General features: G+C 69.3%; 21 protein-coding genes. 12 read left to right on the forward strand and 9 right to left on the reverse strand.

Features of this window, described 5'->3' with window-relative positions:
• Nucleotides 1–22: 22 nt before the first annotated feature.
• On the reverse strand, nt 23–1,174 hold the full coding sequence (locus VPH43_RS22465) for a carbohydrate-binding protein (RefSeq protein WP_328579998.1): 1,152 nt from the start codon (nt 1,172–1,174) through the stop codon (nt 23–25).
• 270 nt (nt 1,175–1,444) lie between these two features.
• On the opposite strand from VPH43_RS22465, the gene dksA reads away from it, so the two are divergent.
• From dksA to VPH43_RS22495, 6 genes are all read left to right on the forward strand, one after another.
• Nucleotides 1,445–1,951: an RNA polymerase-binding protein DksA gene (gene dksA / locus VPH43_RS22470; RefSeq protein WP_328579999.1), complete on the forward strand. Its 507-nt coding sequence runs from the start codon at nt 1,445–1,447 to the stop codon at nt 1,949–1,951.
• Complete coding sequence (locus VPH43_RS22475) at nt 1,948–2,841, forward strand: alpha/beta fold hydrolase (protein WP_328580000.1); 894 nt, start codon at nt 1,948–1,950, stop codon at nt 2,839–2,841. Before dksA ends, VPH43_RS22475 begins: the two co-directional genes overlap by 4 nt.
• 79 nt (nt 2,842–2,920) lie before the next feature.
• A complete protein-coding gene (locus tag VPH43_RS22480) occupies nt 2,921–4,915 on the forward strand; it encodes a PAS domain-containing hybrid sensor histidine kinase/response regulator (RefSeq protein ID WP_328580001.1) in 1,995 nt (664 codons plus the stop codon).
• A gap of 75 nt (nt 4,916–4,990) precedes the next feature.
• The gene (locus VPH43_RS22485; protein WP_328580002.1) at nt 4,991–5,629 is read left to right on the forward strand and encodes a ProQ/FinO family protein; all 639 of its coding nucleotides are present in this window, start codon (nt 4,991–4,993) and stop codon (nt 5,627–5,629) included.
• A 123-nt stretch (nt 5,630–5,752) separates the two neighbouring features.
• Nucleotides 5,753–6,910: a tetratricopeptide repeat protein gene (locus VPH43_RS22490; RefSeq protein WP_328580003.1), complete on the forward strand. Its 1,158-nt coding sequence runs from the start codon at nt 5,753–5,755 to the stop codon at nt 6,908–6,910.
• Between the two features lie 73 nt (nt 6,911–6,983).
• A complete protein-coding gene (locus VPH43_RS22495; protein ID WP_328580004.1) occupies nt 6,984–7,436 on the forward strand; it encodes an EF-hand domain-containing protein in 453 nt (150 codons plus the stop codon).
• An 8-nt stretch (nt 7,437–7,444) separates the two neighbouring features.
• On the opposite strand, the gene VPH43_RS22500 is transcribed toward VPH43_RS22495, so the two are convergent.
• The 4 genes from VPH43_RS22500 to VPH43_RS22515 all read right to left on the reverse strand — a co-directional run bounded on the left by VPH43_RS22500 (nt 7,445) and on the right by VPH43_RS22515 (nt 10,670).
• Entirely contained in the window at nt 7,445–7,804 is a 360-nt protein-coding gene (locus tag VPH43_RS22500) for a hypothetical protein (protein ID WP_328580005.1), read from the reverse strand.
• A gap of 92 nt (nt 7,805–7,896) precedes the next feature.
• Nucleotides 7,897–8,769 carry an SGNH/GDSL hydrolase family protein gene (locus VPH43_RS22505; protein WP_328580006.1) on the reverse strand — a complete coding sequence of 291 codons (873 nt, stop codon included), beginning with the start codon at nt 8,767–8,769 and terminating at the stop codon, nt 7,897–7,899.
• Nucleotides 8,770–8,826: 57 nt separating this feature from the next.
• On the reverse strand, nt 8,827–9,036 hold the full coding sequence (locus tag VPH43_RS22510; protein ID WP_328580007.1) for a cysteine-rich CWC family protein: 210 nt from the start codon (nt 9,034–9,036) through the stop codon (nt 8,827–8,829).
• Nucleotides 9,037–9,050: 14 nt separating this feature from the next.
• Complete coding sequence (locus tag VPH43_RS22515; protein ID WP_328580008.1) at nt 9,051–10,670, reverse strand: MFS transporter; 1,620 nt, start codon at nt 10,668–10,670, stop codon at nt 9,051–9,053.
• An 82-nt stretch (nt 10,671–10,752) separates the two neighbouring features.
• On the opposite strand from VPH43_RS22515, the gene VPH43_RS22520 reads away from it, so the two are divergent.
• Nucleotides 10,753–11,595: a phytanoyl-CoA dioxygenase family protein gene (locus VPH43_RS22520; protein ID WP_328580009.1), complete on the forward strand. Its 843-nt coding sequence runs from the start codon at nt 10,753–10,755 to the stop codon at nt 11,593–11,595.
• Between the two features lie 18 nt (nt 11,596–11,613).
• Here the strand turns inward: VPH43_RS22520 and VPH43_RS22525 are convergent, their stop codons facing one another.
• Nucleotides 11,614–12,888, reverse strand: a complete 1,275-nt coding sequence (locus VPH43_RS22525; protein ID WP_328580010.1) for an esterase/lipase family protein — start codon at nt 12,886–12,888, stop codon at nt 11,614–11,616.
• Nucleotides 12,889–13,084: 196 nt separating this feature from the next.
• Between VPH43_RS22525 and VPH43_RS22530 the strand changes: the two genes are divergently transcribed.
• Nucleotides 13,085–13,699: a hypothetical protein gene (locus tag VPH43_RS22530; RefSeq protein WP_328580011.1), complete on the forward strand. Its 615-nt coding sequence runs from the start codon at nt 13,085–13,087 to the stop codon at nt 13,697–13,699.
• A gap of 7 nt (nt 13,700–13,706) precedes the next feature.
• Here VPH43_RS22530 and VPH43_RS22535 read toward each other — a convergent pair whose 3' ends face one another.
• Complete coding sequence (locus tag VPH43_RS22535) at nt 13,707–14,447, reverse strand: CAP domain-containing protein (RefSeq protein WP_328580012.1); 741 nt, start codon at nt 14,445–14,447, stop codon at nt 13,707–13,709.
• A gap of 53 nt (nt 14,448–14,500) precedes the next feature.
• Between VPH43_RS22535 and VPH43_RS22540 the strand changes: the two genes are divergently transcribed.
• Nucleotides 14,501–14,959 carry an NUDIX domain-containing protein gene (locus tag VPH43_RS22540; RefSeq protein ID WP_328580013.1) on the forward strand — a complete coding sequence of 153 codons (459 nt, stop codon included), beginning with the start codon at nt 14,501–14,503 and terminating at the stop codon, nt 14,957–14,959.
• A 29-nt stretch (nt 14,960–14,988) separates the two neighbouring features.
• On the opposite strand, the gene VPH43_RS22545 is transcribed toward VPH43_RS22540, so the two are convergent.
• Nucleotides 14,989–15,201, reverse strand: coding sequence for a DUF3606 domain-containing protein (locus VPH43_RS22545; protein ID WP_328580014.1), 213 nt, complete (start codon nt 15,199–15,201; stop codon nt 14,989–14,991).
• A 139-nt stretch (nt 15,202–15,340) separates the two neighbouring features.
• Here VPH43_RS22545 and VPH43_RS22550 point away from each other — a divergent pair, with 139 nt between their 5' ends.
• The 3 genes from VPH43_RS22550 to VPH43_RS22560 are packed head-to-tail and all read left to right on the forward strand — an operon-like array spanning nt 15,341 to nt 16,891.
• Nucleotides 15,341–15,688, forward strand: a complete 348-nt coding sequence (locus VPH43_RS22550; RefSeq protein WP_328580015.1) for a GFA family protein — start codon at nt 15,341–15,343, stop codon at nt 15,686–15,688.
• Nucleotides 15,685–16,560 carry a class A beta-lactamase gene (gene bla / locus VPH43_RS22555; protein WP_328580016.1) on the forward strand — a complete coding sequence of 292 codons (876 nt, stop codon included), beginning with the start codon at nt 15,685–15,687 and terminating at the stop codon, nt 16,558–16,560. Before VPH43_RS22550 ends, bla begins: the two co-directional genes overlap by 4 nt.
• A gap of 13 nt (nt 16,561–16,573) precedes the next feature.
• Complete coding sequence (locus VPH43_RS22560) at nt 16,574–16,891, forward strand: hypothetical protein (RefSeq protein WP_328580017.1); 318 nt, start codon at nt 16,574–16,576, stop codon at nt 16,889–16,891.
• Here VPH43_RS22560 and VPH43_RS22565 read toward each other — a convergent pair.
• A complete protein-coding gene (locus tag VPH43_RS22565) occupies nt 16,774–17,919 on the reverse strand; it encodes an MBL fold metallo-hydrolase (protein ID WP_328580060.1) in 1,146 nt (381 codons plus the stop codon). The two genes, VPH43_RS22560 and VPH43_RS22565, sit on opposite strands and share 118 nt — an antisense overlap.
• Nucleotides 17,920–18,039 lie beyond the last annotated feature (120 nt).

Raw genomic sequence — 18,039 nt, forward strand, 5'->3', positions numbered from 1 at the left:
GTAAGCGGCCCGTGCCGAACAATCACCGCGTGATGCGGATCCAGTTCAGGTTCCAGCCGCCCGCGAGCGCCTTCACCGCGATCTGCTGCTGCCCGGCGCCCAGCTGCACCTGGTGCGACACCGTGGTCCAGTTCTGCCAGCCGCCGGTGGCAGGCACGGTGACGCTGCCATAGACCGGCGTTCCGCCCGCCTTCTCCAGCTGAAGCTGGCCGCCGCCGTTGAGGCTGGCCACCCGGTACTGCACGGTGTAGGTGCCCGCCACCGGCAGGTTCACGTTCCAGACCACCCAGTCGTTCGGATCGATCCAGCCGAGATCGAGCCCGCCCTCGTTGCAGGACTCGGCCTGCATGCCGGACATGGCGGCGTAGTTCTCCGCCTCGATCTGCACCGAGAACTGCGGCTTCTGGTACACGCGCACGTAGTCCACGTACATCTTCGCCGGCAGCCCCGCATCGTCGACGTTGAAGCCGGGCCAGTTGCCGCCGATCGCCAGGTTGAGCAGCAGGAAGAAGTCGCGCTGGAACTCGTCGGTGCCGCCCGCACCATTGGCGATGTTGATCACGTGGTACTGCGTGCCGTCGACGAACCAGCGGATGGCCGTCGGATCCCACTCCACCGCGTAGACATGCCAGTCGGTCACGGTGGTGGCCACGTGGCCGCCGTAGGAGGCGTAGCTGCCGTTGTCGGCCTGCCAGTGCACGGTGCCGTAGACGTCCGAGCCGGTGTTCACCTGCTCCATCACGTCGATCTCGCCGGAGGCCGGCCAGCCCACGCTGGTGATGTTGCTGCCCAGCATCCAGAAGGCCGGCCAGGTGCCGAGCTTGGCGGGCAGCTTCATCCGGGCCTCGATGCGGCCGTAGCGGAAGTTGCGCTTGCCCTGCGTCTTCATGCGGGCGGAGGTGTAGCGGTAGCCGCCGAAGTCCTCTCGCCTGGCGGTGATCACCAGCGCGTCGTTCTCCACCGTGGCGTTCTCGCGCCGGTAGTACTGCAGTTCGTTGTTGCCCCAGCCGCCCGTGCCGTTGCCGGTTTCGAAGACCCAGTCGGGCCCGATGCTGCCGTGGAACTCGTCGGACCACACCAGCTGCCACTGGGCCATGGCCGGCGTCGCTGCCAGCAGCATGGTGCACAAGGGCGCGGCCAGCCGCACCAACATGGACTTGAAGAACGAACGCATGCAGGAACCTCCGCCTATGAAAGCGCAACCATTGCGCTGCCAGGAAATTCTGCAAGCGCGTTGAAAGCGATTTCAGATGGGTTTACCCGCACTGGCTCGCAAGGTCGTTTTCAGATGTGTGCAGATGTGGATGCATGGGCCCGCGGTCGTCGGGCGATACGGGCCCGGGCACGCGTCAGCAAACCCTGACATCGGGTGCGCTGGCCCGCTGATGCCATGCCCGCAGCGCGCTGCCTATGCTGCGCGGACCGCATAGTTGATGGATGGACCATGTACGCTGCAAGCACCACGCCGACGGCCACGGCTGCCCTGCCCCCGCAACGCCAACCCGTGCGCACGCCGCGCGCCAAGGGCCGCGCCGGCCGCGAGCTCTCCGAGCAGGAGGTGCTCGCCATGGCACCGGACGACTACATGAACGAGCTGCAGCTGGACTTCTTCCGCGCGCGGCTGGAGGCCCTGCGCGCCGGCCTCGAGGAGAAGGCGCAGGCCACCACGCAGGGCCTGCGCGAAGTGGAACTGGGCGCACCCGACCTCGCCGACCGCGCCACCATCGAGGAAGAGCATGCACTGGAGCTGCGCACGCGTGACCGCGAACGCAAGCTGCTGCGCAAGATCGAGGAGTCGCTGCAGCGCATCAGCAGCGGCGACTACGGTTGGTGCGAAGAGACCGGCGAAGAGATCGGCGTGGCGCGCCTGATCGCACGCCCCACCGCCACCTTGACGGTGGAGGCGCAGGCGCGGCGCGAACTGCGCCACCGCATGTTCGGCGAGCAGTGATCTATCCGCCGGAGGTTGAGCACCAGGTCCTGGAAGCGAACGGCCAGCGCCTGTACACCGCGGCGGCCGGCCCGGCTGACGGGCCGCTGGTCATCCTGCTGCACGGGTTTCCGGAGTTCTCCTTTGGCTGGCGCCACCAGCTGGGCGCGCTGGCTGCGGCCGGCCTGCGCGCGGTGGCGCCGGACCAGCGCGGCTACGGCCTTTCCAGCAAACCGAAGGGCCACGCCGCCTACGCGCTGCCGGAGCTCGCCCGCGATGTGGTGGCATTGGCCCGGGCGCTGGGCCGCGACCGGTTCAGCGTGGTTGGGCACGACTGGGGCGGGCTGGTGGCCTGGCAGCTCGCCGCGTGCCACGACGACACGGTGCAGCGTGCCGCCATCCTGAACGCTCCACATCCACAGGCGCTTCGGCAGCACCTGTGGCGCAGCCCGACGCAAGCCTTGCGAAGCGCCTACATCGCCTTCTTCCAGCTGCCCTGGGCACCCGAAGCCCTGCTGGGCGCCCACGGCCACGCGCTGCTGGAGCAGGCGCTGGTCGGCAGCAGCCGCGAGGGCACGTTCTCCGAGGAGGAACTGCGCGTCTACCGTGACGCCTGGTCGCAGGAGGGCGCGCTCACGAGCATGCTGAACTGGTACCGCGCGATCACGTTGAACCGCTCGGCCCGGTGGCCGCGGGTGCGCCTGCCGGTGCGCCTGCTCTGGGGCGACCGCGACAGCGCGCTGGAAGCGCCGCTGGCCGAAGCGTCGGCCGCCGCCTGCGGGCAAGGGGAAGTGATCCACCTGCCGCAGGCCACCCACTGGCTGCACCACGAGGAGCCGGAACGGGTGAACGCACTGCTGGTGGAGTTTCTGCAACCGCTGCTCTCCCAGGCGGGCACCTGCCAGACCTGACAGGTGTGCGCCGCGGCCGGCTTCCGTAGAGTAGGAAGCTGGCCGACGTGCGCATGGCGCCGCGGCTCAGGGAGAAACGATGAGTGAGAGCTCCGACACCACCGGTCCGCCTGCGGGCGGCGACGGCACGCCACAGCAGCTCGACAGGCTGCTGTTCGAAGCGAACCCGCTGCCGCTGTGGATCTACGACCTGCAGACACTTCGCATCCTCGACGTCAACGAGGTCGCCTGCCAGAAGTACGGCTACAGCCGCGAAGAGTTCCTGGCGCTGACCATCCGCGACATCCGCCCCCCCGAGGACATTCCCCAGATGGAAGCGTCGGTGCGGGACACGCCGGAAAAGAGCTTCAACTCCGGCATCTGGCGCCACCGCCTCAAGGACGGCGCGCTGATCAATGTGGAGATCACCTCCCACGAGATGATCTATCACGGCCGCCGCACGCGCTTTGTCTGCCCGATCGACGTGACGCAGCGTGTGCGCGCGGAGGCCGCGCTGCGCGAGCGCGAGGCCGGCCTGCGGCGCGCCCAGGCGCTCACCGCGCTGGGCCATGTGATCACCGGGCCGGACGGCGGCTTCGAGAGCTGGTCCGAAACCCTGCCACAGCTGGCCGGCATCCAGCCGGCCGACATGCCCACCAGCACCCGCGAGTGGCTGGGCCGCCTCGTGCATCCGGACGACCGCGAAGCCTTCCGCGCCAAGAGCGTGGAAGCGGCGCGCACCGGCACCCGCGTGGACGTGGAGTACCGGCTGGTGCAGCCCGGCGGCCGGCTGGTGGAGATTCGCCAGGTGATCGAGCCGATCGAGGGTAGCCGGGATCCGGCTCACGTGCGCTGGTTCAGCACCTTGCAGGACGTGACCGAGCAGAAGCAGGCGCAGGCGCGGGTGATGCGCCTGAACGAGGAGCTGGAGCAGCGTGTGCGCGAGCGGACCACGCAGCTCGAGGTGTCCAACCACGAACTGGCGCTGGCCACCGCGGCGGCCGAGCGGGCCAACCGGGCCAAGACAGAGTTCCTCTCGAACATGAGCCACGAGCTGCGCACGCCGCTGAACGCCATCATCGGCTTCGGGCAGCTGCTGGCCGCACCCAAGGGCCCCCTCGGTTCGCCCGAGCAGGCCGTGGTGTTCGTCAACCACATCGTGCGCGCCGGCCGCCACCTGCTCACCCTCATCAACGACCTGCTGGACCTGGCGCAGATCGAATCGGGCAAGTTCAAGGTCGCCATCGACCGGCTGCCCTTGGGCGAAGTGCTGGCCGAATGCCAGGCCATGATCGAGCCGCAGTCGCAGCAACGCGGCATCCGCTTGCTGTTTCCGGCCGAGGCCGACGTGCAGGTGCTGGCCGACCGCACCCGGCTGAAGCAGGTGCTGCTGAACCTGCTGTCCAACGCGGTGAAATACAACCGCGAACGCGGCGCGGTGGTGGTGGACCACAGCACCATCGCGCCCGGCCGGGTGCGCATTACCGTGCAGGACACCGGCGGCGGCCCGCGGGCGGTCCAGGTGGAGGCGCTCTTCCAGCCCTTCAACCGGCTGGGCCAGGAGGCCGGCAGCGCCGAAGGCACCGGCATCGGGCTGGTGGTGACCAAGCGCATGGTGGAGCTGATGGACGGCCAGATCGGCGTGAACAGCACACCGGGCATGGGCACGCTGTTCTGGGTGGACCTGCCGGCCGAGGTGCCCCACCCGGCCCCCGCCGCGCAGCGCACCACCGTGCTGGTGGTGGAGGACGACGCCGCCAGCCTGCAACTGGTGCAGCAGGTGCTCGCCGCCCGGCCCGACCTGCAGGTGCTGTGCGCCACCGACGGCCGGCGCGGCGTGGAGCTGGCGCGCCAGCACCAGCCAGCCCTGATCCTGATGGACAACAACATGCCGCACATGAGCGGGCGCGAAGCGCATGCCCTGTTGCGCCAGGAGCCGGCCACGGCCAGCATCCCGATCATTGCGCTGAGCGGCAACGCGTCCGCCACGGCGGTGGAGCAGGGCCGCGCCAGCGGCTATGTGGCGTATCTCACCAAGCCGCTGGATCCGGCCGAGCTGCAGGCCGCGGTGAACCAGGTGCTCCGGCCGGAGTGAGCGCGCCGCATGCCGGGCCCCCCTGCCGGCGCGCGAGTGGGCACAATGGCGCCTTTGCCGCTCCGCCGACGCTTCATGTCCTCCACTCCTCCGCAGACCGCAACCGCCTCCGCCGAATCGAACGCAGCGGCCTGCGCCGACCAGCTGAAGGCGCTGTTCCCGGCGCTTTTTGTCGGCCCCGCCAAACCCCTGAAGCTGAAGATCCAGGCCGACATCCAGGAGCGTGCGCCCGGCAGTTTCACCAAGCAGGCGCTGTCGGCCTTCTTCCGGCGCTACACCGGCAGCACCTCGTACCTGATCGCGCTCACGCGCTCGCCGCACCGCTTCGATCTCGACGGCCAGCCCGCCGGCGAGATCAGCGAAGAGCACCGCAAGGCGGCCACGGAAGAACTGGAGCGCCGCCGCGCCAACCAGCAGGCGCGGCGCGCGGTGGAGGACGAACAGCGCCGCAACCGCGCCCAGCTGCTGCGCGACTACGAACGCACCACCCTCACTCGCGCCAACTTCTGTGCCCTCAAGGGAGTGGAAGAAGCCGAACTCGATGGCCTGCTGGACATCGCGCGCAAGGAGGCCGCCGAAGCGCCACCGCCGCGCCGTGACGGCCCCGGCCGCCCACCGCAGCGCCCCCAGCGCCCGCCCAGGCCCCAGGGCCGGCCTGACCGCCCCGACCGACCGCGCCAGGACGGCAAGCCGCAGCGCGAACGCAGCGCCTGAGGGCCGGCCAGGCAGCGCCGGCTGCCAACAATGCCCGCACTGCCAGGCGCAAATGCCGTAGGCAGCGGCGCGTGCGGCTGCTACGCTGAACGCTCCATGATGGGGACGCCCGCGGAGACCGCCATGCGGCACTGGATCACGCTCCTGCTTTGCGCATTGCTGGCTGCCTGCGCGAGCGCGCCGCCCGCGGTGCCCGCCCCGACCCAGCTGCTGAAGGACGCGCTTTTCGCAGCGCCAGCCCGGCCGGTGAGCGCCAAGGAAGTGTTCCGCCTGAGCGACGACATGCGTCGCTTCATCGACCAGCAACTCACTTTCAAGCTGCGCCAGACCAACGGCAGCCAGCGTGCGCTGGTCGAAACCCTGTACCGGCAGCAGGAGCTCAAGCTCGAATACGACACCGCGCAGACGCGCAACGCGGCTGAAGCCTTCGCCGCCCGCTCGGGCAATTGCCTGTCCCTGGTGATCATGACGGCCGCCTTCGCCAAGGAGCTGGGCCTGCCGGTGCACTACCAGAGCGCCATCGTTGAAGACATGTGGAGCCGCACCGGCGACCTGTACTTCGTCAACGGCCATGTGAACCTGGCGCTGGGCCGGCGGCTCGCCGACGCCCGGACCGTCTACGACGGAGACCAGTACGTGGTGGTGGACTTCCTGCCGGCCTCGGACATCCGCGGCCTGCGCACCCGCGAAATCAGCGAAGCGACCGTGGTGGCGATGTACATGAACAACCGTGCCGCCGAAGCGATGGCGCATGGAAACATTGATGACGCGTACTGGCTGGCCCGTGAAGCGGTGCTGCAGGATCCGGCCTTCCGGCCGGCCTACAACACCCTGGGCGTGGTGTACCTGCGCGCTGGCCATGCGGCCGAAGCGGACCAGGTGTTCGCCCAGGTGCTGGTGGGCGACCCGGCCAACCTGGTGGCCTTGTCGAACCGGGCCGCTGCCCTGCGCGCTTTGGGCCGCGACGCTGAAGCCGAAAGAATCACCCAGCGCCTGGCCCAGCTCGAGCCGTATCCACCCTTCCACTTCTTCAAGCTGGGCGTGGCCGCCATGGGCACGGGCGACTACCGATCCGCACGCGACTGGTTTGCCAAGGAAGTGGACCGTGCCGGCTATTACCATGAGTTCCACTTCTGGCTCGGCGTGGCCCACCTGCGGCTGGGCGAGACGGCGCAGGCTCGCCAGCACCTGCAGCTGGCCCTGGAACAAAGCACCACGCGCGGCGACCACGACCTGTACGCCGCCAAGCTGGCCCTGCTGAAGTCCAAGCGCACCCAGTAGCTTGGCTTGCCGGCCATGCCGGCACCCCGCTTGCTGCTCGGGCAGGGATGTCCACTGCCCGAAGGAGCCTTTCATGAACCGGATCTCATCTTCCGCCGCCCTGGCGCTTGCGGCCGCATTCGCGCCTTGGGCCGCTCAAGCGGGCCCGGTCGCCATCCAGACCGGCCCGGTGCACACCGAAATGAACATGATGGACACCAACAGCGACGGCAAGCTCACCCCCGAGGAACACGCCGCCGGCGCACAGCGCATGTTCCAGGCCATGGATGCCGACAAGGACGGCCGCGTCACCGCCGCCGAGATGGACGCTGCGCACCAGAAGATCACCGGCGAGAAGAGCAAGCCGGGCGACATGCCGGCAGCCGAAAAGATCCGCACCATCGACAGCAATGGCGACGGCGTGCTGACGGCCGAGGAACATGCGGCCGGCTCACGCCGCATGTTCGAGGCCATGGACGTCAACCACGACCGGCAGCTCACCTTCCCCGAACTCGCCAGCGGGCACCGGCGCCTGCAGGGCCGGTAGCCGGGGCCTCAGCTGGTGGACGAGCCGCTGCCCGGCATGCCGGGTGGCAGCTGCACCGTGACCAGCAGCGACGCGTCGCGCAGCGCCCGCACGGTATAGCGCGTCTGCGCCGGCAGCAGCACCAGCTGCTGGGCTGAGAGCTGGCAGGCGCCGCCCTCTCCTTCGAGCGCCACTTCACCCTCGATGCACTGCACCGTCACTTCGCCGTACACGCTGTGCGGCGGCAGCGCCTGGCCGGCGGGCAGCACGATGCGCATGAGCTCCAGCGAATGTGTCTTCAGGATCGCGTGGTTGGCGGACCGGTTCAGCTGGTCGCCGAGCGGCGAAATGTCGATCGCTTGCCAAGGCTTGGCGTGGGACAAGGCCATGAAGATGCTCCGGAAAGTGCACTCCCTGGCCCACCAGCCAACCGTGTGCCATGCCCCGGGCGCAGCCGCATCCGCTGTGGTGTCCGCCGGGGCTACGGAGGCAGCACGCGGTTGAGCTCGGCCGCCAGCACCTGCGCCAGCCTGCGGTAGCCGCCCGGATTGGGATGGATCTCGTTCACCCAGTCCGCGCTGTTGCCGGTGCTGCCGAGGGCCGCCCGCTCCAGCGTGCCGCGGGTGTCCACCACCACCACGCCCGGCAGCGCGGCCGACCCGCCAGCGCGTGCGTCCAAGGCCAACAGGGCCTGCGCCAGGCGGTCCACCAGGAAGTCGGTCACCTGCACCTGCAGCGCCGGTGCCAGGCCACGCGCCTGGAATGCCGGGAACAGCCACGGTCCGCGCACCGGCGCGAACAGGAAGGAGGCCGGCGCACCGCGTGGCGTGGGGTAGTCGTAGGTATGCAGCACCACCGGCACGCCCACACTCAGGCTGCCCGGGGCATCGCGCAATGCGACGATGCGCGCCACGTCCTGCTGCACGCTGCCCAGCAAGCTCTCCAGCAGGTCGAGATCGACGTGGCTTTGCGGCTGCGCCGGATCACCCTGAGGCGCCGGCCGCAGCAGCGTGTGCACCTCTTCCATCAGGTCGTTGCCGCCGCCGCTGAGCAGCAGCGCATCCCAGCGGTAATTGAACCGGGGCTTGGCCAGCAGGCGCACCAGGTCCGGGTTGCCGGCCAGCGCCGCCATGTGCCGCAAGGTGTCGCCCGGATAGGCCAGGTTGAAGATCTGCGCGCTGTCGCGCAGGCGCAGCTCCAGCAGCAGGTTGGACGACGGCAGGCCGGAGATCGTGAACCACGAGTCGCCTTCGGCCAGCAGGTGCCAGCGGAACTGCGGATCGTCCAGCAGGTACGGGCCTTCACCCGATCCCAGCTGCAGGGGCTGCAGGACCTGGGGCGCGAACATCGGCATGGTGGGCTCCTGGTTGCGGCTGGCCTGCACTAGCGCGGCAGCGGATGTGCCTGCTGCCTATTCGCCCCGGGGCACTTGCGGCCCGGCGGCGCAGCGTGGGCACAGGCAGGCCTGGTTGCGCTGCGCCTCGGGCACGCGCGCCAGCGCCTCGCGCGACACGGTGGCCCGGCTGCACCAGCAGTCGACGTCGAAGCGGCCGCACCGGGCGGGCGCACAGTCGTTGGGCCCGCCGCACAGCGGGCAGCGCAGGTTGGGCAATGGCTGCATGCGGCCACTATGCCTCAGCGCTCCACCGCCTGGGCCAGGTACCGCGACACGGCGGGCGGCGTGTCGCCGATGTGGAAGGCCAAGCGGCGCTCGCGCAGCGCGATGTCGAAGGCCGTCATGCGCTCGAAATGGCGCAGGTGCTCCACCCATGATTCATCGACGAACTGCTCCACGTAGCGCCCGTTGTCGGCGGCATCGCGAAACAGGCTCCACGACAATACGCCATGGCGCAGCCGGTTGCGCCGGCTTTCCTGCATCACCGCCAGGAACTGCGGCGCGGTGGCCGGATCGATGCGGTACTCGATGGTGATCAGCACCGGCCCTTCGTGGGGACCCAGGTCGATGTCGGTGCCGGCGGGCCGGGTGAACTCCGCCGGGGTGAGGTCCTCGCTCACGAGGCCGGCTTCGAGCCGGAAGCGGCGGGTGACCGCCAGGCTGAGCACCGCCCCGATGGCGGCGCACACCAGGCTGGTGCGCACGTCGGTCCAGGTGGCCACCTGGCCCCACAGCGCCGCACCAGCCGCGCTGCTGCCCATCAGCGCCATCTGGTAGATCGACATGCCGCGCGCCCGCACCCAGTCCGGCAAGGCGAGCTGCGCCGACACGGTGAGCGAATTGGCCGCCGTGATCCAGGCGGCGCCCGCCACGATCATCGCGGCGCCGGCCACTTGGGGGTTGGGCGCCACGCCCAGCACCAGCATGGCCGCTGCCTGCAGCACCGTGCCATAGGCCACCAGCCCGTCGCGTGACACGCTGGCACGCAGGCGCGGCAGGTACAGCGCCGCCACGATGGCGCCGGCGCCCATGCAGGCGAGCAGCAGCGTGAAGGTGCCTGCGCCGCCACCGTGCAGGCCCTTGGCCACCAGCGGCAGCAAACCGAGCATCGCCATGGACTGCAGGAAGAACAGCGCCACCCGCAGCAGCACCGCATGCATGCGGCGCGACTGGCGCACGTACTGCAGCCCCACCCGCATGGCGCCGAGGAAGCGCTCGGCCGGCAGCGCGCTGGCCTTCTCCTCGCGCTTCCAGCGCCGGATCACGAAGGCGGCGCCGACCGACAGCACGGCGTTCAAGGCGAACACATAGGCGCTGCCCAGCGCGGCGATGATGGCGCCGGCCACGATCGGGCCGATGATGCGCGAGGCGTTCATCGCCACGCCGTTGAGCGCCAGGGCGGTGGGCAGGTGCTGGCGCGGCACCACCTCCGGCACGATGGCCGCGAACACCGGCCAGCGCATGGCCAGGCCCACGCCGTTGGCGAAGGTGAGCAGCAACAGCAGCGGCGCGTTCATCGCCCCGAACACCACCACCGCGCACACCAGCAGCGCCACCGCGGCCACCCATACCTGGGTGACCATGAAATAGCGCCGGCGGTCGGCGATGTCCGCCAGCGCACCGCTGGGCAGCCCGAGCAGGAACACCGGCAAGGTGGAGGCCGACTGCACCAGCGCCACCATCACCGGCGAGTTGCTCAGCGAGGTCATCAGCCAGGCAGCGGCCACATCGTTCATCCACATGCAGACGTTGGCCGTCACCCACACGCCCCACAACATGCCGAACACCGGGTTGGCGGTCAGCGGGGTCCAGGCGGAGATCGGGCGCTCACTGGGCGGGCGTTCGCGGGGCGCATCCATGGGCTGGAACTTAGCACCCGAGATGCCCGCGACGGCGACGGCAACTACGCACGCGCCGGCACAGGGTTTGCCGGCAGAGCGCATGGCCAGCAACCCGCACGAGTACGACCCGGCCGCAATCATGGGCGGCCTCTACGGCGACGGCATCATCGCGCTCAAAGGCGCGTTCAGCCCCGACTGGGCCGACCGGATGCACGAGGACATCCTGCAGCTGTTCGAGGAAGCCCGCTCACGACCGCGCGGTGCACTGCCGCGCGGGCCCGCGCGCTACTACGTCGAGGTGCATCCCGAACGCCTGCGCGGCTTCGTGGACATCGTCACCCACCCGTGGTTCGTGGCCGTCTGCCGCGCGGTGCTGGGGCCGCAGTACCAGGTGGTGGAAGTGGGCTTCGACATCCCCGGCCCGGGCGCGCAGGACCAGCCCTGGCACCGCGACTTCCCGGCGCCGGACGCCACGGTGATCGGCCGCAGCCTCGATTCGCTGGCCTTCAACCTCACCGCGGTGGACACCACGCCGGAGATGGGCCCGCTGGAGATTGCGCCCGGCACGCAGTGGGACGACTTCGGCGGCCGCGACGCGCCGAACCGCGAGGCCGGCATGTTCCCGCCGAAGTCGCTGTATCCGCGCTACGAAGCGCGCGCCCAGACCCGCATGCCGCAGCGCGGCGACATCTCCGCGCGCTCGGCGCTCACCATCCACCGCGGCACGGCGAACCGGTCGCAGTGGTCCCGGCCGGTGCTGGTGGTGGGCGTGGACGCGCCCGGCGCCGGCAATGCGGCGCGGCACGACCTGCAGGTGACACGGCCTTACTTCGAGGGCCTGCCGGCCGAGGTGCGCGAGCACCTCACCTGCCGCGTGGTGGACCAGCTGCAGCACATCGAGCAGGCCCACGCGATCGAGGGCCTGCTCAAGCCGGAGTACTGAAGCGGCGTATGGGGCGGTTTAGAGGCTGCGCAACTGGTCGACGTGCGCCTTGTACCAGCCCACGCTGTCGAAGAACAGCGTCCAGCCGATGATGTCGAAGTGGTCGTAGCCGCCCATCAGGCCTTTCCAGTTCCAGGCCCCGGCTTGTGGCGTGCCGCCGCGGCTGATGTCACGCACGGTGACCGGCCGCGCATAGACCTGGCCCGCGCCGTTCATCGCCCAGGTGGGTGCCTTCTGCGCCACGGTGTTCACCACCGCGTCGCTGGGGAACCAGCTGCTGTCGCTCACCGGCGGGAACGGGCGGCTGTCGTGGTAGTAGTTGCCCATGAAGCCCGGGCCGGCAAAGGCACCGATCAGCAGGTTGGTGTCCAGGTTGGGATACGACCAGCCGGTAAGCAGGCCGGTGTAGCTGGAGTTGGTGCTCCAGGAGAAGTAGTAGACGTTGGGCTGGTCCTTCACCCAGTCGTTCTCGGCCATCGCGCCCGCGGGGCTCAGGTCGTAGGGTGACAGGTCCTTGATGCCGCTGCTCCACAGCGGCGAGCCCATCACCCGGTTCATGTACTGGCTGAAGGTCTCGCTGCTGGTCTGCGGGCCAATGCGCCACTGGTCCATCTTGAAGTCGTAGATCTTGTTGGCGCCGGTGGCGTTGGCAACGCCCGCGATGCCGGTGACCAGCTGCTGCACCACCGGCACCCAGTCGACGATGCGGTAGGCCAGCGTGGTGCCGTCGTTCGGCGTGGCGATGGTGGTGACGCTCTTCACCCAGCTCGCGTTCACGCTGTAGGGAAACAGCCCCGGGTTCGCCGGCGCGCCGTTGGCGGCGAGCATCTGCACCAGCATGCGTGCGGTCTGCCCGCCCATGCTGTGGCTCACCAGGTGCACCGGATGGTTGGCATCCCAGTCCCGGTACAGGCCGGGATAGCAGGTGCGGCCGTTGTGATACGTGTCCTCCGGCTTGCGCAGGTGGCCAGCGTCGTTGGCGTGCAGCATGCCGTAGTCCACGCAGCCGCCCTTGATCTGGTAGAAGAGCTCAACCGCACGGTCCCAGTTGGAGCTGAAGGGCCCCACGACCGCCGTGCGCACCAGCTGGTCGCTGTAGCGCGACTGCAGCTGCGATTCCAGATTGGTCAGGCCGCCCCAGTATTTGTAGCCCAGCATTTCGGTGGGCCCGAAGCCGGCAAAACCATGCACCAGCACCACCGGATGGTGGTTCGCCGCCAGCGCGGACACCGCGCTGCCACAGAACAACACGACGGCGCCGAGTGCACGCCGCCACAAGCTTGAACTTCTCATGCAGGTCACCTTGGTTGGGATCGTTGTTGGGCTGCATGGTGGGCGCTCAGGAGCCCGCTGGCATTGGCTTGCGCGGCCAAGCTGGTGACCTTGGCCGGCCATCGGCGGGCACGTGGTTTGCGCTTCAGGGAGAACCCGGAGGCCGAAGGCTCGTACCATCCTGGCCATGCCTTCACATCGCTTGCGGTACCCCAGCATGAACACTTGGCACACCACTTTCGGCATCGCTCTTGGCCTGGTCACTGCAGTGGCATCGGCCGCCGACCCCAACCACGGCAAGGCCGCGGTGCGCTGCGAAGACGCCGTCTCGGACACCATCGTGCAGACGCGCGGCAAGCAGGCGCAGGACGTGCAGTTCATCGGCACCAAGCGCGCGATCACCTCGGACGGCGACGACATCGGCGTCAAGGGCGAAGGCCGCTATCGCCGGGCCGCCGCCACGGTGCCCTTCACCTACAGCTGCGCCTTCAACGTCAAGACCGGCGGCACGTCCGGTGTGGTGTTCAAGGAAGCGGCCGACACCGGCAGCGGCGACACCAAGGCCGCCTGGCAGCCCGACCTCACCAATGTGTCGCCGCAGGCTTGCGAGACGGCCGTGGCCGCCCTGCTGAAGGACCAGCATCCGCGTGTCAGCGGCATCGCTTTCCGCGCCGACACGCGGCAGTTGCAGCCGGCCCCCAATGCGCGCATCGGCCTCGAGGGCCAGGGCAGCCTGCAGCGCGCGCCCGGCATGAACGCCAATGCCTTCAAGTACCGCTGCGAGTTCGACGCCCGCAGCGGCAAGGTGCTGGCGGCCAAGGCCAGCGACTAGAGGTTGTTCAGCGGCGCGCTACGACGTTCAGGCGGCCGCTGGCGCCGGCGCGCTCCACCAGATAGCGCTCGCCGTCGGCCGGCCGCACGGTGACCGCCTCGCGTTCGCCGGGCAGGCGCAGCTCCACCGCCGGCGCCCGGCACACCTGGTGCGTCCGCGTCACGCCAGTCGGCAGCGTGTAGCGTTTGCCTTGCAGCTGGTAGTCCACCGCCACCGGCGCCGTGTTGCCCAGGCGGAACCGGATCGCCTGCGTCATGCGGCGGCCGAACATCTGCACCGCGTAGTAGTGGCCGTTGACGCTGCTGTGCACCACCGCCACGCCGGTCTCACGCGCATCCGGGTCCAGCATGTTGTGCCGGTGGGGCGGTGACTGCTCCCAGCCGGTGGCCAACCGCGAAGCGAGCTGCGCACCCTGGAAGCCGGCCGAGCTGTATTCGTACGCGATGTTCTCGGCGATCAGGCAGAACTCGTAGCCAGCCGCCATGGCCCGATCCGACGGCTGCCGGCCATCGGCTTCATGGCCGTACCTGGTGGTGCGCGCCATGAACTGCGCAAACTGCCGCGCGGCGTCGTTCAGCTCCGGCGCGGGCGTGGTGGGCCGCAGGCCGTTCGCCTCGCGAAACCGGTTGGTCTGCTCGATGATCGCGCGCTGCACCGCGGCCAGATCCGGATCGCCAGCAGCAGCAGCAGGCGCGCCCGACCACGCCGCGCACAGCACCCATGAAGCGAGAAGACAACGGATCAACATGGCAAGGGCTTGCTGCGAATGCCGTGCCCGTTGCGAGCGCGCAGAATGAGGCCATGAAGACCACGAGCTGCGGCATCCTCGTGCTCAACGGCCAGGCCGAGCTGCTGTTGTGCCACGCCACCGGCACGGCCTACTGGGACATTCCCAAAGGCGGCATGGACCCAGGCGAAACCGAATGCGAGGCCGCCCTGCGCGAGACCAGCGAAGAAACCAGCCTGCACTTCGAGCCCGCGCAGCTGCTGGACCTTGGGCGCTTCCTCTACCGACCGGGCAAGGACCTTTACCTGTTCGCCGCCCTGACCGAGCGGGTGGACACCGGCCGGCTGGTGTGCCGATCGCACTTCGTCGATCACTGGGGCCGCTCCCGCCCGGAGATGGACGGATTCGCCTGGACCCGCTTCGCCGACGTGCCGCAGCGCTGCGCCAAGAGCATGACCGCGCTGCTCACTCGCAGCCTGGCCTTGCCCGACGTGCTGCACCGCCTGCAAGGCGGGCGCACCAGTGCCCTCTGAACCGCCGCAGCAGCCCGGCGACGCCTCGGTCAGGCCGCCTGCTGGCTTTCAGCGGCGGCTTCGCGCAGTTCGGTGAGGCGGATGCGCACCAGGTGCGTCTCGTTGCCGACCTCCCGCACCAGGCTGCGCAACTCGTCCTCCGACACTTCGAGCACGCGCGTCCAGTAGGCCACCTGCCAGGGTTCGCTCAGCAGGATGCGCATGCGGTCATGCACCGCCAGGGTGTCGTAGCTGTCTGACATGTGGTCTGTCCTTGATGTGGGCGGGCCGAGGTGGCCCGGTACCCTGGTTCGGCAAGCTGCATGCCCCCCGGGATTTGCCGCAGTCCAGTCGTGGGCTATCGTTTGCCGTCCGTCGATTTGCGAAAAAGGAGATGTTGAGATGCTTTACCAAGGCAGCTGCCACTGCGGCCGCGTGCGCTACGAAGTCGAAGGCGACCTGCAGCAGGCCATCGAGTGCAACTGTTCGCATTGCAGCCGCAAGGGCTACCTGCTGTGGTTCGTGCCGCGGGAGAACCTGCGTTTCCATGAAGGCGAAGACCAGCTCTCGACCTACCTGTTCAACAAACACGTGATCCGGCACCAGTTCTGCCCCAACTGCGGTTGTGCACCCCTGGGCCAGGGCACCGACCCGGCCGGCAAGCCGAAAGCCGCGGTGAACGTGCGCTGCCTGGAGGGCGTGGACCTCGCGGCCCTCCAGCGCATCCCCTACGACGGGCGCAGCAAGTGAGCGGCGCCATCCGACGCCGGACGCTGCTGTGGTCGCTGCTGCCATGGGCTGCCAGCGGCGCTGCGCGGGCCGCACCCGCCGACGCCAGCGCCGCGCTTGCTGCCCTGCAGGCCCGCACGGGCGGGCGCATCGGCGTGTACGCGCTGGACACCGCATCGAGGGCCGAGCTGGCTTTCAACGCCAGCGAGCGCTTTGCGATGTGCTCCACCTTCAAGCTGCTGCTCGCGGCGGCGGTGCTGCACCAGGTGGACGCCAAGGCGATCGCGCTGGAGGAGGCGGTGCCCTACGGCCAGGCCGACATGGTGCCGCATGCGCCAGTCACTTCGGCACACCTGGCCGAGGGCCGGCTGAGCGTCGAGACGCTGTGCCAGGCGATCGTGGAGGTCAGCGACAACCCGGCGGCCAACCTGCTGCTGCGCCGCATTGGCGGGCCTGCAAAGCTCACCCGCTTCGTGCGCGGCCTGGGTGACACGGTGACGCGGCTGGACCGGTACGAGCTTGCGCTGAACAGCAACCTGCCCGGCGACGAGCGCGACACCACCACACCCAAGGCGATGGTTCGCACGGTGGAAAAGCTGCTCACGGCCGATGTGCTCTCGGCCGCCTCACGCGAGCGCCTGATCTCCTGGCTGGCCGCCTCGCCCACCGGCTTGCAGCGGCTGCGCGCCGGCCTGCCGCCGGGGTGGAAGGTCGGCGACAAGACCGGTACCGGCACGCGCGGCGCCGTGAACGATGTGGCCATCGCGTGGCCACCCGGGCGTCCACCGATCCTCGTTGCCTGCTACCTCAGCGGATCGTCCTGGTCCACCGAACGGCTCGCCGAGGTGCACGCTGAAGTGGGCCGCCTGGTCGCGCAGGCCTTCACCGGCTAGCGACAATGCCCTCATGTCCGACGAGAACCAGATCCACGTCCCGCCCTCGTTCACCGCGCTGTACAGCGACGCGCGCCAGCGCCTGAGCGTGCCGATGGCCGAGCTGCGCGCTCGCTATGAGCTCTGCGAGGACCTGGCGCAACAGCTGGTGGACCACAGCCAGCAGGTGCATCACGACCTCGGCGTGTCGCAGGACGAGGTGCTCGCGCGCAGCTACGCCGGCTTGTGCTCGGCCGATTCCGGCTTCAGCGGTGCGGAAGCCGGCTGGGTGGTGCGCCGGCTCGCCGAAGTGCTGGGCTGGCCCTGGGACGACGCCGTGCTGGGCGGCTGAACCTCACGCCACCAGCGCTCGCCCGCCTGCGGCGCTTTCAGCGACAAGCGCTCCCCCATGCGCGGCGTGGCGAGCGGCACACCGCGCGCGTCGGCCAACGCCTGGATGCGGTCGAAAGGTTCATGCCAGGCGTGCATCGCGAGGTCGAAGGTGCCGTTATGCACCGGCATCAGCCAGCCGCCTTTGAGGTCCAGGTGCGCTTGCAGGGTCTCTTCGGGCTGCATGTGCACCTCCGGCCATTGGGCGTCGTAGGCACCGGTCTCCAGCATCGTCACGTCGAAGGGCCCGAAGCGTTCGCCGATGGTCTTGAAATCGGCGTGGTAGCCGGTGTCGCCGCTGAAGAACACCTTCAGGCCGTCGGTGAGGATGGCCCAGGACGCCCACAACGTGCGGTCGCCATCGTTCAGCCCACGCCCGGAGAAGTGCTGTGCCGGCGTGGCGACCAGGCGCACGCCCTGCACCGTGGTCTGCTGCCACCAGTCAAGCTGGCGCACCTTGGCCGGGTCCACGCCCCACGCGATCAAGCGGTCGCCCACGCCCAGCGGCGTGATGAACAGCGCCACCTTGGGCGCGAGCTCGAGGATGGCGTCGTGGTCCAGGTGGTCGTAGTGGTCATGTGACAGCACCACGGCCTTGATCGGCGGCAGCTCGGCAATGCTGATCGGCGGGGCATGGAAGCGTTTGGGGCCGGCCCATTGCACCGGTGAGGCGCGCTCGCTGAACACCGGGTCGGTGAGGAAGAACGCGCCGCCCAGCTTGAGCAGCATGGTGGAGTGCCCCAGCCGGTACAGGCTGTTGTCGGGCGCCTGCAGCAGGCTTTCGGTGCTGAGCGCCTGCACCGGGATGGGCGCGCGCGGCACGGTGGTATCGGGCTTCTGCGTCATGAAGCGCCAGCTGATCTGCAGCGTCTTGCCAAAACCCGGCGCCTGGCGCGGCACCACGTTGTGGAACTTGCCGTCGCGCTGCTGCGGTGAATCGGCATGGGCGGCGGGCAAGGTGGTGCAGGCACAAAGGGAGAGGTAGGCCATGGTGCTGATGACTCCGGCAGCGAGCAGTGAACGGGACAGGCGTGTCATGCGGCGGGCTCCTTGCGTCGCATGAGGCGACAGACATTGGCAACGCGATAAGTACACTGCACAGTGTAGTTT

It is taken from the genome of Ideonella sp. BN130291, assembly GCF_036231905.1.
Classification (GTDB): domain Bacteria; phylum Pseudomonadota; class Gammaproteobacteria; order Burkholderiales; family Burkholderiaceae_C; genus CAMLIZ01.

What these genes read in the sequence shown, in the direction of transcription:
- VPH43_RS22495 (WP_328580004.1), top strand. Translation starts at nt 6,984, where the DNA reads ATGAACCGGATCTCATCTTCCGCCGCCCTGGCGCTTGCGGCCGCATTC.
- VPH43_RS22490 (WP_328580003.1), top strand. Translation starts at nt 5,753, where the DNA reads ATGCGGCACTGGATCACGCTCCTGCTTTGCGCATTGCTGGCTGCCTGC.
- VPH43_RS22505 (WP_328580006.1), bottom strand. Translation starts at nt 8,769, where the DNA reads ATGCCGATGTTCGCGCCCCAGGTCCTGCAGCCCCTGCAGCTGGGATCG.
- VPH43_RS22535 (WP_328580012.1), bottom strand. Translation starts at nt 14,447, where the DNA reads ATGTTGATCCGTTGTCTTCTCGCTTCATGGGTGCTGTGCGCGGCGTGG.
- VPH43_RS22465 (WP_328579998.1), bottom strand. Translation starts at nt 1,174, where the DNA reads ATGCGTTCGTTCTTCAAGTCCATGTTGGTGCGGCTGGCCGCGCCCTTG.
- VPH43_RS22510 (WP_328580007.1), bottom strand. Translation starts at nt 9,036, where the DNA reads ATGCAGCCATTGCCCAACCTGCGCTGCCCGCTGTGCGGCGGGCCCAAC.
- VPH43_RS22545 (WP_328580014.1), bottom strand. Translation starts at nt 15,201, where the DNA reads ATGTCAGACAGCTACGACACCCTGGCGGTGCATGACCGCATGCGCATC.
- VPH43_RS22515 (WP_328580008.1), bottom strand. Translation starts at nt 10,670, where the DNA reads ATGGATGCGCCCCGCGAACGCCCGCCCAGTGAGCGCCCGATCTCCGCC.
- VPH43_RS22540 (WP_328580013.1), top strand. Translation starts at nt 14,501, where the DNA reads ATGAAGACCACGAGCTGCGGCATCCTCGTGCTCAACGGCCAGGCCGAG.
- dksA (WP_328579999.1), top strand. Translation starts at nt 1,445, where the DNA reads ATGTACGCTGCAAGCACCACGCCGACGGCCACGGCTGCCCTGCCCCCG.
- VPH43_RS22550 (WP_328580015.1), top strand. Translation starts at nt 15,341, where the DNA reads ATGCTTTACCAAGGCAGCTGCCACTGCGGCCGCGTGCGCTACGAAGTC.
- VPH43_RS22485 (WP_328580002.1), top strand. Translation starts at nt 4,991, where the DNA reads ATGTCCTCCACTCCTCCGCAGACCGCAACCGCCTCCGCCGAATCGAAC.
- VPH43_RS22525 (WP_328580010.1), bottom strand. Translation starts at nt 12,888, where the DNA reads ATGAGAAGTTCAAGCTTGTGGCGGCGTGCACTCGGCGCCGTCGTGTTG.
- VPH43_RS22520 (WP_328580009.1), top strand. Translation starts at nt 10,753, where the DNA reads ATGGCCAGCAACCCGCACGAGTACGACCCGGCCGCAATCATGGGCGGC.
- VPH43_RS22560 (WP_328580017.1), top strand. Translation starts at nt 16,574, where the DNA reads ATGTCCGACGAGAACCAGATCCACGTCCCGCCCTCGTTCACCGCGCTG.
- VPH43_RS22500 (WP_328580005.1), bottom strand. Translation starts at nt 7,804, where the DNA reads ATGGCCTTGTCCCACGCCAAGCCTTGGCAAGCGATCGACATTTCGCCG.
- VPH43_RS22480 (WP_328580001.1), top strand. Translation starts at nt 2,921, where the DNA reads ATGAGTGAGAGCTCCGACACCACCGGTCCGCCTGCGGGCGGCGACGGC.
- VPH43_RS22530 (WP_328580011.1), top strand. Translation starts at nt 13,085, where the DNA reads ATGAACACTTGGCACACCACTTTCGGCATCGCTCTTGGCCTGGTCACT.
- VPH43_RS22565 (WP_328580060.1), bottom strand. Translation starts at nt 17,919, where the DNA reads ATGGCCTACCTCTCCCTTTGTGCCTGCACCACCTTGCCCGCCGCCCAT.